The following is a 14,822-nucleotide window of genomic DNA, read 5'->3' on the forward strand; positions in this document are numbered from 1 at the left end:
CCCTAACCTGCTTTGGCGAAACGCCGGGAGATGGCCTCCGCGGCATCGATAATTGAATCTGTATCGATACCAAAATGCGCATAAAGATCAGCGATGGTTCCCGTCTGGCCGAAATGTTCAACGCCCAGCGATGTGGTCGCGTTGCCATGAACGGAGCCCAGCCAGCCGAGCGTTGCAGGGTGTCCATCCGTGACGGTGATGAAATGCGCATGTGAAGGAACGGGGGGCAGAAGCCGTTCAATATGGCTCACGGCCTCGCCAAATCCGTGGCGTCGCGCCCGCTGAGCCGCTGTCCAGCCCGCGTTCAGGCGATCTGCCGAGGTAACGGCGAGCACGGCAACGTCCCTTTGCGTCTCTGCAAGGCGGCCTGCAGCCGTCAGAACTTCGGGCGCCACACAACCCTGATAGGCCAGAACGAGGCGCGTGTTGGGCCGGGGTTCACGCAGCCAGTAAGCGCCGTCGATGACGCCCTGACGGAACGCTGGATCTTCCCGACACGTGATCTGCTCGATTGGTCGTGTCTTCAGGCGCAGATAAATCGATCCGCCAGCTCCGTCGCGCAACGTGGTTCGGGGATCATGTTTCGCATGCCCCTCTCGTTGCATGTAGTCGAAAGATCAGTCCGTAACGACTGAAAGTTCGTCAAGGAAGGCCGGTTCGAAACTGGCAAGGCCATCCTGGCTCATGCCGATCAGTTGCTGACCGATGGACTGATGCGCTCCGCCCTCCGGTGCGAGGGTGACGCCGGTCCTTGTGTTCCCGGTCTGTTATCCGTCAAACGACGTAGAAATGGACGAAAGTTAGGGATGACTGTTTTTTGTCTCGATGGTAAAAATCGATCCATACAAAGAGGAGAGGGGCCATGGAGGGCAATCCCGATTTTCACAGATCCGGTGCGTTGAAGTCGCTTCTGACCGAAGGCGAGGAAGTGATACGTACTGCACGCGTATCCGATTATCCGAACTGGCTCGGTCCGATACCGGCTGTCCCGTTTGTCGTTATGGCACTTGCCTGTGGTCTCGGCACGCTCTTATTTATCAGCAGGATTATTTAAATTCCCGACCCCATGCGCAAGTCAACTCACACGGAGTTGCCACAATACTGATGTTCAGGCATTTTCATAATGGTCAATGAATGAGGGCAACATGCATATACTCAGCCTGTTTTTCCTGCTTGTTCCCATAATTGCCTTTGCCCAATCACCTGTCTTGCCGGAGCTTTTCACCGTCACCGGCATCGAGGTCAATGAGAAACTCGATATTCACGGTGAGGCGAAGCAGGACGCAACCGTTATCGGTAGTCTGGCGTCCGGCGCTAAAGGCGTCGAAGTGATCGAGCTCGCCTCCAATGGCGAATGGGCTCTGGTGAATGGTGCAGAAAGCAGCGGTTGGGTTGAAGCGCGTTTTCTGCAGGCGCAGCCTAGCGTATGGGATAACGGCAAACTACCTCAATCGCTACGCTGCCACGGGACTGAGCCATTCTGGAATATCAGTTTTTCGGCCAAGGAAGTCAGGTTGAAAGTCTTGGATGCGCCAGAAAGGCTCTATTCGCTCCGATCGGTCAGTGATCGCGGCTTTGCCGGAGATCGTATCCGTGCCGTTGAGGCCGGTGACATGACCGCCGTGATCTTTCCCAAACAATGCTCCGATCCGATGGAATGAGTGACAGAACCTGCCCTGCAAGCCGTGATTTCGTTGCGCAACAGCGATCGCACGATGTTTGCTGGCTGCTCCAGTATCGCAGCAAACTGAGGACGTCCGCCGAGCGGTTAGCGATGGTCCCTTACGATCAAATCTTCGTTCACGCGGTGCGTGCCTGTACCGCTCCTGATTTTTTAGACGTAAATAAATCAGTTAAATTCTATTTGTTCAGCTTTCAAAGCTTTGCAGCTTGTCCAGAAGGCTTTTGGAGATCTCGAATTGTCGCGCTGTTCCACGACCCATGGAGTTCGTCACCATGGTTTCGGTCAACATGCCGCGTTTCACGAGGAGATCGACTGTCTCCTTCACGCCGCTGCGCGTCAATTCAGTGATTTCCATTATATTTGTGAGATTTAGCTTCTGGTGCGTCTGCTTCATCGTGTAAAGGATCGTCATCATGCCGATCTCTTTCACGCGCGCCTGCGGGGTCTCGCCTTCCATCGGATTGTCGAGGATCTCGTGAAGGATCAGTCCGGAAAAGGCGAGACTGTGCAATTGAGATTTAAGCGCTCTTGTCATGTCATTTAACTGTGGTATATACGTTAGTCAAAATGCATTGCGTTACCGTATGACGCCGCTTCCATAGCGTGGTGTCATCGTTTCGGAGGGGCAAGTCCATGAAAAACCTTCTACTTAATTGCCTGCTAACTCTCTCGTCTCTTGCATTACCTTACCTGATTTATTCCGGCAATGCGCGCGCTGATGAATGGGGATGCAAGGTCATCCTCTGCCTTTCCAATCCGGGAGGGCCAACTGAATTTGCTGAATGCAATCCTCCGATCCAGAAACTCTGGCGCGAACTTGCGAAAGGTCATCGTTTTCCAGCCTGTAGCGGTGCGGGATTTCAAAGTTCGCGTCCAGGTTACGAACCATATTATTGCGATGCAGGCTATCGGCTTTCGCGCAGCTACGGCCCTTTGGGCCAAGAGGTGACCTGCGTTTCCATCACTCTGCAGAACGTGAGGCGTTCCCTGTGCGCTTTGGATCGTGACAATCGCGGAAGTCAATCCAACTCGGTCCTGTCGGCCCGACTGCAGCGCCTGGACGGTCGACTTCAGTGCACGGGCTATCCCCTCACGCGTCCGAACATTCGGAAACAGCCACATTATATCGACGTGTCTATCGATGGCGTCGGCAAACAGCGCGTCTGGTATTGAGCGATGGGTGCTGCATTCGTCGACATCGCACAAAACTGCGCTCCAATGGTTCAGATCGAAACTTTGGCCGCTGTCGTTAGTCTCGAGAGCAAGTTTCAGTCCTTCAATATTCGCATCAATAGCGGCAAGCCGGTTGCCGCGCAGCCGGCGAGTAAAGCCGAGGCGATCGAGATAGCGACATCGCTCGTCGCGGGCCGTCAGGATATCCAGATTGGATTGGGTGGGATCGGCGTAGAACAGCTTCAAAGACTGAACCTTTCCGTTTCCGATGCCTTCGATCCTTGCCTGAATCTCAAGGCTACAGCCACGCTTCTTGATGGCTATTATCGTCTCGCCCAACGTTTCGGCCGTGATCCGGAAGGTGCCGAGATGGTTATGCTTCAGTCCTATTATGGGCGAGACGATCCATCCCTTGGCGAAATGGTTCGATATGACGAACAGGTGCGCGACGAAGCAAAGCGCCTTTCACCAAGACTAAAGTCGCTCGTCCTCGTCGAGCCGAACCGGGAGGATGCCCGGAAGGATCAGGCCAAGGAACAAGCGGCCGCCAAAATCGGCACAAAAGTCACCCAAAACGAAGAGCCAGTAACGTGGGACGTGTTTCGTTCGAGGCGGCTCTCGTCTGTTCTCGTTTTCCAGAATGATCGATCGGAGCAAAGTGAATGATTTCGAAGTCCAAAACACGTCCCCTTGTCGCTTCCATGCTCATGGGCATCGCCATCGTTACGGCGTTAGCAGAGCCGGCTTTTGCACAGTCAGCTGGCATCGAGACCATACTGCAAAATATCGTCGATCTCCTGACCGGTAACATCTTCAGGCTGCTCGCGACAATCGCGGTCATCATTATCGCGATTGCGTGGATGTTTGGATACATGGATTTGAGGCGCGCGGGCTATTGGATCATCGGCATCGGGGTGATTGCGGGCGCTTCGGAGCTCGTCGGCACTATTGTTGGCAGCTGACGCTCATGACAAGCACACCCGTCCTCGAAGAAGACACGCTGTTTCTGGCTTGCACGCGCCCGGCAATGATTGCTGGCGTGACCATGGAAGCGATGGGCATCAATGTCATGCTGACAACCATCCTCTATATCGCTGCCGGATCGATCGCTTACGCCCTGGTTGGCATCGCCTTTCATTTCGTGTTCCGGACCCTCGTCAAGCATGACCATAATATGTTTCGCATTCTGCTTGCGTGGGTCGAAACCCGTGGTCGGTCCCGCAACGCAGCCTATTGGGGAGGCGCGACGCTTTCGCCGTTGAAACTTGTGCGGCGTTACGACGAAAGGGATCTGAGCCTTGCCTAGTCTTGCAACGCTGCGGTCTCGCGAACTTGGACCTGAGACCTTCATTCCCTATGTCCGGCATGTTGACGATACGACCATTGCGCTTGATTCCCGGGCATTGATGAGCGTGCTCGTGCTGGAGGGCGTTTCTTTCGAGACCGCTGATGTTCTCGATCTCAATGGTCTGCATCGTAGTCTGAACACGCTCTATCGCAATATTGCCGATGAGCGACTGGCGCTTTGGACGCATGTTATTCGTCGCCGGGACAACGACTATCCCGAAGGGCATTTTGCCAATTCATTTTCCGATAGTCTCAATACCAGATACCGCGAACGGATGGTCAGCGAGGACCTGTTTCGCAATGATCTTTATCTCACACTTGTCAGCTATCCAAACCGCGGTCCAGTCGAAAAAGCAGCCAGTGTTCTCTCGCGTCTGCGCAAGGCGAAACGGTCCGGCGTTGAGATGGATGAAGAGGCACTGAAACACCTGAAAGACAAGGTCGTAGATGTTACGGCAGGGCTAAAGCGCTTTGGGCCCCGTATTCTGTCTCTCTGTGAACAAGACGGTATCCTGTTTTCCGAACCGAGCGAGTTTCTTCACCAGCTTGTCGGTGGGCGGCGAGAACCTGTGCCTTTGACGGAAGGTCCGATCTCTTCGGCAATCTATTCGGACAGGGTGATTTTCGGTCGGGAGACGGTCGAAATCCGTCACGAAGCAGAAACCCGCTATGCGGGCATGTTCGGTTTCAAGGAATATCCAGCAACCACACGCGCAGGCATGCTCGACAGCATTTTGACTGCGCCATTTGAACTCATTCTCACGCAGTCCTTCGCCTTTACGTCCAAGGCAGATGCCCGCACGATCATGGGTCGAAAGCAAAACCAGATGGTGAGTGCAGCTGACAAGGCGGCGTCGCAGATTGAGGAACTCAGCGATGCCATGGATGACCTTGAATCCAACCGCTTCGTGCTGGGGGAACATCATCTGGGCCTCTCGGTCTTCGCTCCGAGCGTGAAGGAACTCACTGACTATATGGCCAATGCGCGCGCGCATCTTACCAGTGGCGGGGCGGTTGTTGCCCGCGAGGATATTGGCCTTGAGGCAGCCTGGTGGGCGCAGTTGCCGGGTAATCTGCGTTATCGCGCGCGCTCGGGCGCGATAACATCGCGTAATTTTGCAGCATTGTCCCCCTTTCATTCATATCCGACCGGCCAGAAGAACGGAAATGAATGGGGGGCAGCGGTTGCGATGCTAAAGACAGCTTCCGGCTCGCCATTTTATTTTAACTTCCATCACAGCGATCTCGGCAACACCCTCGTTTGCGGACCATCAGGCACTGGCAAGACGGTGCTCCTCAATTTTATGCTCTCGCAGCTCGAAAAACATGATCCGCATATGGTGTTCTTCGACAAGGACAGGGGTGCTGATCTCTTCGTTCGTGCTGCGGGTGGAACCTATTGGCCGCTCCAAAACGGCGTCTCAACCGGTTGCGCGCCGCTGAAGGCGCTCGAATTGACCGCAGAGAACAGGATCTTTCTTGCGAACTGGATCGGCAAGCTGGTCGGAGCGGGGACGCGAGAGCTGACTGTCATCGAATTGCGCGACATCGCGTCCGCTGTCGATGGCCTCGCCGACCTCCCGGCCGAGCGCAGGTCCATCGGCGCGTTGCGCACATTCTTAAACAATACCGATCCAGAAGGCATTGCCTCGCGGCTCAGGCGGTGGGAGAGGGGTGGGCCGCTTGGCTGGGTCTTCGACAATGAGTTTGATGATATCGGGATTGGTGCGAAGTTCATCGGCTACGACATGACCGATTTCCTCGATAACGAGGAAATCCGCACACCGCTGATGGCCTACCTGTTCTATCGCATCGAGCAATTGATCGATGGCCGCCGCATCATCATCGTCATCGATGAGTTCTGGAAGGCGCTGCAAGATGAGGGTTTTCGCGATCTCGCCCAGAATAAGCTGAAGACCATCCGCAAACAGAACGGCCTCATGCTCTTTGCGACGCAAAGCCCACGCGATGCCATCGTCTCACCGATTGCCCATACAATCATCGAGCAATGCCCGACGCAGATTTTTCTACCCAATCCGCGTGGCGACCATGCTGATTATGTCAATGGCTTCAAGCTTACCGAAGGCGAGTTCGAGCTGATTTCGCGCGAGCTTACGGTCGAAAGTCGCCGTTTCATCGTCAAGCAGGGCCACAACAGCGTGGTTGCTGAACTGAACCTCGACGGTTTCGACGACGAACTTGCGATCCTATCGGGGCGCACGGCGAATGTCGAACTGGCAGACGCCATCCGCGCCGAGCTTGGCGACGGAGAGAACTGGTTGACCGTGTTCCAGCAAAGAAGGAGGATATCATGATCCGCAATGGCAAAAAGGCATTATTCCTCAAGGCGGCTGCGCTGCTTGCGTCGGTAAGTCTTGCCGATGCACAAGGTATTCCCGTTATTGATCAATCGGCGATCGCCAAGCAGATCGAGAGCATCGTCCAGCTCAAGTCGCAGCTTGATGCGCTGAACCAGCAGATCGAACAGGCACAGCAGCTCTATGGTTCGTTGAACAAGATCACCAACATGGCCGATGTCGCCAGTTTGCTGAACGATTCTTCAATCCGTAAGGCGCTTCCGCAGGACTTTAATGCCATCGAAAGTCTGTTCAAAGGATCGGGCACCGGCAACTTCGGCAATGCCGCTTCCAAATTCCTGGAGAACAATTCCACCTATCGCACGAATGCCAATGATTTCTACGCGCAGGAACTTTCGCGCACCCAGAACAAGAATGCTGGGCAATTAAGTCTCGGGCAGCAGATTTACGACGCGGCTACCAAGCGTATCGACGGGATTGATGAACTGCGTCAGCAGATATCGGGCGCAGCCGACGCCAAAGAAATCGCCGATCTGCAGGCGCGCCTTCAAGCCGAAAGCGCGTTTCTTCAAAACGATGTCCTTCGCATGCAGGGTTTGAAGATGGTTCAGCAGGCTGAAGTCCAGGTCGATGAACAACGCAAGGCCGAAGATTGGCGCCAGCGCATGGATACGATGGGGGCTGCACTCAAATGAGGTGGTTCGGTTTCGTTATAACGACGCTACTGCTTGCGGCCTGCGCTCCTCAGGAAAAGATCTACACGGTTGATGAACTGGTCGCTGACGAAGCCTTGCTTGCGCAAATGATAGCCAAATGCCGTAACAATCCAGGCGAAATTTCCGACACGGCGAACTGTCGTAATGCTGAGGCAGCGGACGGCAAGCTTCGGCTCGAACATATGCGCAAGTCGCTCGGGGGCTAGGCTATGTATGAGGTGTTCAGCTTCGTTGACAGGCAGTTCAAGGCCCCGCTCGAAAACTTCGTTTCCACTGGAACGTCCAATATTGCCAGCTGGGTCAGCGGCCCTTTGGCGACAGCTTTGACCCTGTACATCGTCGTTTACGGCTATCTCGTGCTGCGTGGCTCGGTGCAAGAGCCGATCCTCGAATTTGCCTTCCGGGCAATCAAGCTCGCTATCATCGTAATGCTGGTCAGAAACGCCAGCGACTATCAGACCTATGTCACCAACATCTTCTTCGAAACGCTGCCGAAGGAGATTGCTCAGGCATTGAACACCGGAGCGACACCGAGTGCCTCCACCTTCGACAGCTTGCTCGATAAGGGCCAGAAATGCGCTTACGAGATCTGGTCTCGTGCTTCCTGGCCGGTTGATATCGTGACCGGCGTTGGTGGCATGATGGTGATTGGAGCGAGCTTCCTCGTTGCAGCAATCGGTTACATCGTCTCGCTCTATGCGCGTCTCGCGCTTGCCATCATTCTTGCAATCGGGCCGATTTTCATCGCGCTTGCCATGTTCCAATCGACACGGCGGTTTACCGAATCCTGGATCGGCCAGCTCGCGAACTTTGTCATCTTGCAGGTGCTGGTCGTCGCCATCGGCTCCCTGCTGATCACCTGCATTGATACGACCTTCACGGCGATTGAGGGCTACAGCGATGTGCTGATGCGACCGATCGCTCTTTGCGCCATCTGCATCGCTGCTCTGTATGTCTTTTACCAGCTACCCGGCATTGCCTCGGCACTTGCGGCCGGCGGCGCATCATTGACCTATGGCTATGGTGCTGCGCGCGATGCGCATGAAGGCACACTCGCCTGGGCGACCTCGCACACAATCCGGTCGGTTCGTCGTCGGCTCAACCGAGTGAAGTGACCGTTCTACACGTATGAAACTGGACAGGTAATCGCAGATGATCCGCATTCTTTTGCCACTTTTACTGACCGCAAGTCTTTCCGGCTGCGCTTCACTCTCTCATCCGCTACCCAAATGCGATGGTCAAGCCCGACGTCCATTGAACCGTTCTATGTGGCAATGGGAAGGCGATGCGAAACTGCAGAAATTGGCAAAAGAAAGCATCGCGAACCCGTCAAGTAGCGCAGTTCCCTTCGCAGAGGAACCTGTTCCGGTCAAGTCGGCTGCCTTTGCACACTTTGATATCGAGGGCTCCAAGCGCCCATGCGAGGGCAGTTGAGATGGTAAATTCTGATAGCCTCAAGGATTATTTTGAAAAGGCGCGCCGCTTCGATCAGGATCGGCTGATCCAGGTTGAACGCTCAAAGCGCATCGCCTGGTTTGTCGCGATCTCGGCCAGTGTCGTTGCTGTTGTCTCCGTTGTAGCCATTGCTGGCCTCACGCCCTTGAAGACGGTGGAACCATTTGTCGTACGGGTCGACAATTCGACGGGGATCGTTGACGTCGTTTCAGCCCTAACCTCGACCGCCGGCACCTATGATGAGGCCGTCACGAAATATTTTGCTGCAAGATATGTTCGCGGCCGTGAAGGCTATGTCTGGAGTGAAGGAGAGGAGAATTTCCGGACGGTTGCGCTTTTGTCGACCCAGTCTGAACAAACGCGCTTTGCTGCAAGCTATCGCGGAAGCAATCCGGATTCGCCGCAAAATATCTATGGTCGGGGCGCCACCGCGCGGATCAATATTGTTTCGATCTCGCTGATCAACAAAAACGTGGCATCTGTCCGGTACATGCGAACCGTTACGCGCGGCGATGAAGTGCGCACTACGCATTGGGTCGCGACGCTTACCTTCGCTTACGCCAATGCACCGATGTCCTCCACGGACCGATTGGTCAATCCCCTGGGTTTCGCCGTCAGCGAATATCGTGCCGATCCGGAGGCTATCAATTGAGAAAGAAATTTCTGCCTGTTTTTCTCCTGGTCGCTGGCTTTTCCTCGCCAGCCGTGTCTTTGGAAATACCGCGGGGTGCGTCTCAGGATAGCCGTGTCCGATTTATCGACTATCAGCCTTACAACATCACGCGGGTCGTCGGCACGCTGCGTTCATCCGTGCAGGTCGAGTTCGCGGTGGACGAGGAAATAGCGCATGTGGCGCTTGGTAACAGTGTGGCCTGGGAAGTGGCGCCGGCTGGTAACATTCTCTTCCTTAAACCCCGGGAGAATCAGCCTGTCACCAATATTTCGGTGGTGACGACGAGGCGGGACGGCTCGACGCGCAGTTATCAGATGGAACTGACGGTTCGCGATGGCAGCGTTGAGGCCGGGCAGAACACTTATTTCTATCTGAAATACCGTTATCCGGCAGACGAAGCTGCGCGGCGCAAGGAAGACGCGGCTCTACGTGCCCGGGCTGCCCAGGCAGGTGAAGCTGATCGGGTTTTGTCCCTTCACGAGGCGTATGGGCCGCGGAATTGGCATTATTCCGCCCAAGGCGCACAGTCGCTTGAACCGCAGGCCATCTATGACAACGGCAAGGTCACAACCTTTGCCTTTGTCGGCAATCAGGAAATGCCATCGATCTATATGGAAAATTCCGACGGTACAGAAAGCCTGGTTCCAAAATCCGTCGACGGCAATCTCGTTCTCGTTCACGCAATAAGCCGCAAGTTCATCCTGCGCAGGGGCGGGGATGTGCTGTGCATCTTCAACGAGGCTTACGATCGTGTTGGCATCAATCCCGATACAAACACGACATCGCCGTCCGTCGAACGCGTGGTGAAAACGCAGCCAGTTACTGCGCAATAGGAGGTATCATGGCGGACGAAGAAACCACGCAGATCCCCGGCGAACGTGCAGAAACATCGACCGGTCGGCGCATCGACAACAACCCAATCCTGAAGCGCGGCGCGGTCGCACTTGCCATCGTCGCATTTGTCTCCTTTGCGCTCTGGTCGATGCGCGGGAACAACAAGCCCTCCGAGACTGCACAGCCGGAGCGGGTTGTCATCCGACAGACATCGGATTTCGAGCCGGCCAAAGAACCGGTCCAGCCCGTGGTGGCTCCGAATAAACTCCAGCTTCCGACACCGGTCCTGACAGAAGAGAAACCTGCTGACGACGACAAACTGCTCGATGCCGCGCGGCGCGCGCCCGTGATGGCCTATGGAGCCGAGAAAACGCAGTCCGCCAAGCGACAACAGGGTGATGCCGGTGCTGATCCCGATGCAAATTATGTCCCGCTCGGGAACAAGCCGGGCAGCTTTGGCGGCGAGCGCGAGAACGAAGATCAGCGCTTCAATCGCATGCTGGCGCCAACGCGGTTGCAGGGCTCGCGCGCCGGTACGCTTGGCAATCGGGATTTTACCGTTGCGATGGGAACGTCCATACCCTGCGTGCTGGAAACGGCACTTTCTTCCGACCAGCCGGGTTTTACGAGTTGCGTCATCAACCGCGATGTTCTGTCCGACAACGGTCGGGTTGTACTGATGGAAAAGGGCACACAGGTCGTCGGTGAATATCGCGGGGGACTTCGTCGCGGACAAAAGCGCCTGTTTGTTCTCTGGAACCGTGCGAAGACACCGAAAGGTGTGATCATTACATTAGCGTCACCCGCAACCGATGCTCTCGGTCGCGCCGGAATGGACGGCTATATTGACACGCATTGGTGGGAACGGTTCGGCAGCGCTATCCTTTTGTCGATCGTGGGCGACGTCACATCCTATGCAACAAGCCGGTTGCGGGACGGCGACGTCGATGCGCAGAACACCACGAGTGCGGGTCAGCAGGCTGCGGCGATTGCCGTCGAACAGTCGATTAACATCCCACCAACCCTGAAAAAACACCAGGGAGGGCTTGTCTCAATCTTCGTAGCGCGGGATCTCGATTTTTCCAACGTTTACGGGCTACGTGTGACGGAACCACGCAACCGGATTTACGACCGTGCCGTTCTCGGTGACTTTACGCCGGACTCCACGATTGTGACGAAATAGGTAAGACGATGATCGAAGCCGTAGATTCCGGCGTCGTGCGCGAACTGTTGTTGCCGCTGTCACCGTTTCTGCGTGATCGGTCACTCTATGAAATTATCGTCAACAGGCCGGGCAAAGTCATGACAGAAGGATCGGTCGGATGGCAGACACATAGCATACCGGAACTCACCTATGACCGGCTGATGCGCCTTGCGCGGGCGGTCGCAAGTTTTTCCGATCAGTCGATCAATGAAACCAATCCAATCTTGTCGGCAACCTTGCCCGACGATGAACGCATCCAGATCGTGGTACCGCCGGCGACGATAAAGGGAACGGTGAGCCTCACCATCCGCAAACCATCCTCGGTTTCGCTCAGCCTTGATGATCTTGACCAGGCAGGGCTGTTTGCCGAGGTTCGGCATGTCGAAGAAAACCACGGGCAATCGGACCAATTATTGTCCAATTTCTATCGGGCTGGCTTACATAAGGAGTTTCTGAGGCAAGCCGTCTTGGCGCGAAAGAACATCATTATCTCTGGTGCAACGGGATCGGGAAAAACAACGCTCTCCAAAGCGCTGATCAGGCACATTCCTGACAGTGAACGGATTATTTCTATCGAAGATACGCCCGAACTGGTAATCCCGCAGCCAAACCATGTTCGGCTCTTCTATTCAAAGGGCGGCCAGGGAATGGCGAGGATTGGCGCAAAGGATCTCCTGGAATCCTGTCTTCGTATGCGCCCCGACCGGATTTTGCTGCAGGAATTGCGCGACGGCACCGCTTTTTACTATATCCGTAATGTGAATTCCGGACATCCCGGTTCGATCACCACAGTGCACGCGGATTCAGCGCGTCTGGCCTTTGAGCAACTCACATTGCTGGTGAAGGAATCGAAGGGCGGAAGCGATCTTGAGCGACAAGACATTCGTGAAATGCTGACAATCGCGATCGACATCATCGTTCAGTGCAAACGGGTCGACGGGCGGTTCCAGGTGAGCGAGATTTACTTCCGCGATGTAGCTGTGTCTGACGCGAAATTCTAGATCACGACGTCTTGTGTGATCACTTACCATCTTGCTCAACGCTGCAGAGTATCGCGAATAGCGTCGGCAAACGCGATGCCGGCAGGAGGCGTGAGGGTGGCGGCCAGCAAAGAGGGAAAGGGGGGAAGGGGAGTTCGTGGTGGATTGTGGTTGTCGGAGAAAGGCTCCGGCCAGTCCGTCACGGAGAAAAGATATGGCACAGGCCATCCAGAAAATCACGCTCAATGCCGGACGTGACATCCCGTTCGACAAGCTCGTTTTGAGCCAGCAGAACGTCCGCAAGACCAAGGCGGGCGTCTCGATCGAGGAGCTTGCCGAAGACATCGCCCATCGCGGGCTGCTGACCAGCCTCAACGTCCGCGCCGAGATCGATGCCGATGGTAACGAGACCGGAATTTACCGCATCCCCGCCGGCGGTCGTCGCTATCGCGCGCTCGCACTACTAGTCAGTCAGAAAAAGCTGTCGAAAACGGCCGCCGTTCCATGCATCGTCAGCAAGGGCGAAACCCCTGAAGTCGAGGATTCGCTTGCCGAAAACATCGCGCGCGTCGACCTTCATCCGCTGGACGAGTTCCGGGCGATCATGACGCTGCGCGAACAGGGGCTCGATGAGGAGGAGATCGCCGCTCGCCTCCACATGTCGGTGGCGACGGTGAAGCAGCGCTTGCGCCTCGCATCGGTCTCGCCACGACTTCTGGAACTTTACGCGAATGACGAGATGAAGCTCGGGCAGGTCATGGCATTCTCGATCACCAATGATCACGCTCGCCAGGAACAGGTTTGGGACACGGTTTCGCGGACCTATGGTCAGGATGCCAATTATATTCGTCGCATGCTGACCGAAACCGCGATCAGGGCCACCGATCGCCGCGCCATCTATGTTGGCACCGATGTTTACGAGGCGGCTGGGGGCGTGGTCATGCGTGACCTGTTCGAACCGGACAATGGTGGATGGCTGCAGGATCCGGCGATGCTCGAACAGCTCGTGATCGAAAAGCTGACCGCCGACGCGGAAGTGCTCAAGGCTGAAGAAGGTTGGAAATGGGTCGAAGCGGCGTTGGACTTCTATTATGGCCATACCTCCGCTCTTCGACGGTTCTACGGTAAACAGGCGCAATACTCTGAGGAAGAGCTGGCCCACCACGACGCCCTGAGGGCCGAATACGACAGGCTCGACGCCGAATATGCCGATGCGGAAGACTATTCCGAGGAAACCGAGGCCCGGCTTGAGGAACTCGGCAACGAACTCGATGTGTTGAACGACCGGCCCTATGTCTTCGATCCGGAAGAGGTCTCCCGCGGCGGCGTTTTCATCTCACTTGCGGTCAATGGGCAACTGAAGATCGAACGCGGTTTCGTTCGACCGGAAGATGAGCCCACCGCCGAGGTGGATGCCGATGATGCGGATGATGGTGATGGTCATGGCGGAAATGATACCGTTGCAGCCTCGGCGAATGGTGGAGTTTCGATTAACGGCAGGCCTGCGAGCGTCGAGGAGCCGGAGGACGATGACGGCAAGCTACGCCCGCTTTCCGATCGTGTTGTCGAAGATCTGACAGCCGCCCGCACTGTCGCCCTTCGCAATGCGCTGGCAAACGACCCGGTGGTGGCCTTCATCGCGGCTCTCCATGTTGCGGTCCTCAAGATCTTCTACAGATACGGGGCTGACTCGTGTCTTGAGATCACGCTGCAGCATACCACGTTTGGCCAGACGCAGGGACTGGGCGATACCGTATGGGTGAAGGAGATTGAACAGCGACAGGAATCGTGGGGTTATGATCTTCCTGCGAATGCTGACGAGGTATGGGATTATCTGATCAAGCTCGATGAACCGAGCCGCATGGCGTTGTTTGCCCATTGTGTCTCGTTGTCGGTCAATACCACGGTCCAGGCGTGGAACAGGCGGGTCACGGAAAATGTCCATGCCCGGCAGCTCGCCATCTCGCTCGGATTTGACATGGTGGAGGTGGGCTGGACACCGACCGTCGACAACTATCTCGGGCGCGTGACCAAGGCGCATATCCTGCAGGCGGTTCGCGAGGCGAAGGGTGAGCAGTCGGCGCAACTCATTGATCACCTGAAGAAGCCCGACATGGCGCGTGAGGCTGCCCGATTGCTGGAAGGCAGCGGATGGCTACCTGAAGTTTTGCGGCTTCCGGTCGCCGAAACCACTGTGGTTGGCGAGATCGGTGCTGAGGTGACGGAAGACGGTGTCGACGACAATACCTCCAAAATCGCTGATGCCGATTTGCCGGCTTACTTGACCAAAGGCGAGGATGAGGAGGAGGCTTCTATCAATCCCTCTGACGATGGTGAACATCTGGAAGCCGCTGAATAGCTTTGTCCAGATCATCACAACATAGAATCCCGGGCCCGGTCATTACACCGGGCTCTTTCAGTATTTGGACATTGGACAC

Annotated in this window: 17 protein-coding genes and 1 pseudogene; 16 read left to right on the forward strand and 2 right to left on the reverse strand. The window is 55.7% G+C overall.

The features are described from left to right. Positions 1-2: 2 nt before the first annotated feature. Positions 3-755 (reverse strand): annotated as a pseudogene (locus tag HWD97_RS04235) (transketolase); the annotation flags it as partial. A 107-nt stretch (positions 756-862) separates the two neighbouring features. On the opposite strand from HWD97_RS04235, the gene HWD97_RS04240 reads away from it, so the two are divergent. Continuing rightward, positions 863-1,054 (forward strand): hypothetical protein, encoded by a 192-nt coding sequence (locus HWD97_RS04240; RefSeq protein ID WP_283735618.1) that lies wholly within the window; start codon positions 863-865, stop codon positions 1,052-1,054. Positions 1,055-1,145: 91 nt separating this feature from the next. Further along, positions 1,146-1,661, forward strand: a complete 516-nt coding sequence (locus HWD97_RS04245) for a hypothetical protein (RefSeq protein ID WP_371834770.1) — start codon at positions 1,146-1,148, stop codon at positions 1,659-1,661. 207 nt (positions 1,662-1,868) lie between these two features. Here the strand turns inward: HWD97_RS04245 and HWD97_RS04250 are convergent, their stop codons facing one another. After that, positions 1,869-2,219 (reverse strand): MarR family transcriptional regulator, encoded by a 351-nt coding sequence (locus HWD97_RS04250; protein WP_371834771.1) that lies wholly within the window; start codon positions 2,217-2,219, stop codon positions 1,869-1,871. A gap of 98 nt (positions 2,220-2,317) precedes the next feature. On the opposite strand from HWD97_RS04250, the gene HWD97_RS04255 reads away from it, so the two are divergent. From HWD97_RS04255 to HWD97_RS04320, 14 genes are all read left to right on the forward strand, one after another. After that, positions 2,318-2,857: a hypothetical protein gene (locus HWD97_RS04255; RefSeq protein WP_121539026.1), complete on the forward strand. Its 540-nt coding sequence runs from the start codon at positions 2,318-2,320 to the stop codon at positions 2,855-2,857. 3 nt (positions 2,858-2,860) lie between these two features. Continuing rightward, positions 2,861-3,523: a transglycosylase SLT domain-containing protein gene (locus tag HWD97_RS04260; protein WP_121539025.1), complete on the forward strand. Its 663-nt coding sequence runs from the start codon at positions 2,861-2,863 to the stop codon at positions 3,521-3,523. Next, positions 3,520-3,819, forward strand: a complete 300-nt coding sequence (locus tag HWD97_RS04265; RefSeq protein ID WP_121539024.1) for a TrbC/VirB2 family protein — start codon at positions 3,520-3,522, stop codon at positions 3,817-3,819. Before HWD97_RS04260 ends, HWD97_RS04265 begins: the two co-directional genes overlap by 4 nt. A gap of 5 nt (positions 3,820-3,824) precedes the next feature. After that, a complete protein-coding gene (locus tag HWD97_RS04270) occupies positions 3,825-4,163 on the forward strand; it encodes a type IV secretion system protein VirB3 (RefSeq protein WP_121539023.1) in 339 nt (112 codons plus the stop codon). Beyond that, a complete protein-coding gene (locus HWD97_RS04275) occupies positions 4,156-6,519 on the forward strand; it encodes a VirB4 family type IV secretion/conjugal transfer ATPase (RefSeq protein WP_121539022.1) in 2,364 nt (787 codons plus the stop codon). The genes HWD97_RS04270 and HWD97_RS04275 overlap by 8 nt, the downstream gene beginning before the upstream one ends. After that, the gene (gene virB5 / locus HWD97_RS04280) at positions 6,516-7,217 is read left to right on the forward strand and encodes a P-type DNA transfer protein VirB5 (RefSeq protein ID WP_121539021.1); all 702 of its coding nucleotides are present in this window, start codon (positions 6,516-6,518) and stop codon (positions 7,215-7,217) included. The genes HWD97_RS04275 and virB5 overlap by 4 nt, the downstream gene beginning before the upstream one ends. Then, the gene (locus HWD97_RS04285) at positions 7,214-7,444 is read left to right on the forward strand and encodes an EexN family lipoprotein (protein ID WP_121539020.1); all 231 of its coding nucleotides are present in this window, start codon (positions 7,214-7,216) and stop codon (positions 7,442-7,444) included. The genes virB5 and HWD97_RS04285 overlap by 4 nt, the downstream gene beginning before the upstream one ends. Before the next feature lie 3 nt (positions 7,445-7,447). After that, positions 7,448-8,353 (forward strand): type IV secretion system protein, encoded by a 906-nt coding sequence (locus HWD97_RS04290; RefSeq protein ID WP_371834772.1) that lies wholly within the window; start codon positions 7,448-7,450, stop codon positions 8,351-8,353. Positions 8,354-8,390: 37 nt separating this feature from the next. Then, positions 8,391-8,672 carry a hypothetical protein gene (locus HWD97_RS04295; protein ID WP_371834773.1) on the forward strand — a complete coding sequence of 94 codons (282 nt, stop codon included), beginning with the start codon at positions 8,391-8,393 and terminating at the stop codon, positions 8,670-8,672. A gap of 1 nt (position 8,673) precedes the next feature. Next, positions 8,674-9,345, forward strand: coding sequence for a virB8 family protein (locus HWD97_RS04300; RefSeq protein WP_371834774.1), 672 nt, complete (start codon positions 8,674-8,676; stop codon positions 9,343-9,345). Beyond that, the gene (virB9, locus tag HWD97_RS04305; RefSeq protein ID WP_371834775.1) at positions 9,342-10,199 is read left to right on the forward strand and encodes a P-type conjugative transfer protein VirB9; all 858 of its coding nucleotides are present in this window, start codon (positions 9,342-9,344) and stop codon (positions 10,197-10,199) included. Before HWD97_RS04300 ends, virB9 begins: the two co-directional genes overlap by 4 nt. Before the next feature lie 8 nt (positions 10,200-10,207). Further along, positions 10,208-11,383, forward strand: a complete 1,176-nt coding sequence (gene virB10 / locus HWD97_RS04310) for a type IV secretion system protein VirB10 (protein ID WP_371834776.1) — start codon at positions 10,208-10,210, stop codon at positions 11,381-11,383. Between the two features lie 8 nt (positions 11,384-11,391). Continuing rightward, positions 11,392-12,405: a P-type DNA transfer ATPase VirB11 gene (virB11, locus tag HWD97_RS04315; RefSeq protein WP_371834777.1), complete on the forward strand. Its 1,014-nt coding sequence runs from the start codon at positions 11,392-11,394 to the stop codon at positions 12,403-12,405. A gap of 193 nt (positions 12,406-12,598) precedes the next feature. Next, entirely contained in the window at positions 12,599-14,743 is a 2,145-nt protein-coding gene (locus HWD97_RS04320) for a ParB/RepB/Spo0J family partition protein (RefSeq protein WP_371834778.1), read from the forward strand. Positions 14,744-14,822: the final 79 nt, after the last annotated feature.

The organism is Ochrobactrum sp. C6C9 (assembly GCF_022627935.1).
GTDB classification, from domain to species: domain Bacteria; phylum Pseudomonadota; class Alphaproteobacteria; order Rhizobiales; family Rhizobiaceae; genus Brucella; species Brucella teleogrylli.

Excerpts from the sequence above, each read along its gene's own strand:
- HWD97_RS04290 (WP_371834772.1), top strand. The coding sequence starts at position 7,448 with ATGTATGAGGTGTTCAGCTTCGTTGACAGGCAGTTCAAGGCCCCGCTC.
- HWD97_RS04300 (WP_371834774.1), top strand. The coding sequence starts at position 8,674 with ATGGTAAATTCTGATAGCCTCAAGGATTATTTTGAAAAGGCGCGCCGC.
- HWD97_RS04285 (WP_121539020.1), top strand. The coding sequence starts at position 7,214 with ATGAGGTGGTTCGGTTTCGTTATAACGACGCTACTGCTTGCGGCCTGC.
- virB10 (WP_371834776.1), top strand. The coding sequence starts at position 10,208 with ATGGCGGACGAAGAAACCACGCAGATCCCCGGCGAACGTGCAGAAACA.
- HWD97_RS04295 (WP_371834773.1), top strand. The coding sequence starts at position 8,391 with ATGATCCGCATTCTTTTGCCACTTTTACTGACCGCAAGTCTTTCCGGC.
- HWD97_RS04265 (WP_121539024.1), top strand. The coding sequence starts at position 3,520 with ATGATTTCGAAGTCCAAAACACGTCCCCTTGTCGCTTCCATGCTCATG.
- HWD97_RS04240 (WP_283735618.1), top strand. The coding sequence starts at position 863 with ATGGAGGGCAATCCCGATTTTCACAGATCCGGTGCGTTGAAGTCGCTT.
- HWD97_RS04320 (WP_371834778.1), top strand. The coding sequence starts at position 12,599 with ATGGCACAGGCCATCCAGAAAATCACGCTCAATGCCGGACGTGACATC.
- virB11 (WP_371834777.1), top strand. The coding sequence starts at position 11,392 with ATGATCGAAGCCGTAGATTCCGGCGTCGTGCGCGAACTGTTGTTGCCG.
- HWD97_RS04250 (WP_371834771.1), bottom strand. The coding sequence starts at position 2,219 with ATGACAAGAGCGCTTAAATCTCAATTGCACAGTCTCGCCTTTTCCGGA.
- virB5 (WP_121539021.1), top strand. The coding sequence starts at position 6,516 with ATGATCCGCAATGGCAAAAAGGCATTATTCCTCAAGGCGGCTGCGCTG.
- HWD97_RS04270 (WP_121539023.1), top strand. The coding sequence starts at position 3,825 with ATGACAAGCACACCCGTCCTCGAAGAAGACACGCTGTTTCTGGCTTGC.
- HWD97_RS04260 (WP_121539025.1), top strand. The coding sequence starts at position 2,861 with ATGGGTGCTGCATTCGTCGACATCGCACAAAACTGCGCTCCAATGGTT.
- HWD97_RS04255 (WP_121539026.1), top strand. The coding sequence starts at position 2,318 with ATGAAAAACCTTCTACTTAATTGCCTGCTAACTCTCTCGTCTCTTGCA.
- HWD97_RS04245 (WP_371834770.1), top strand. The coding sequence starts at position 1,146 with ATGCATATACTCAGCCTGTTTTTCCTGCTTGTTCCCATAATTGCCTTT.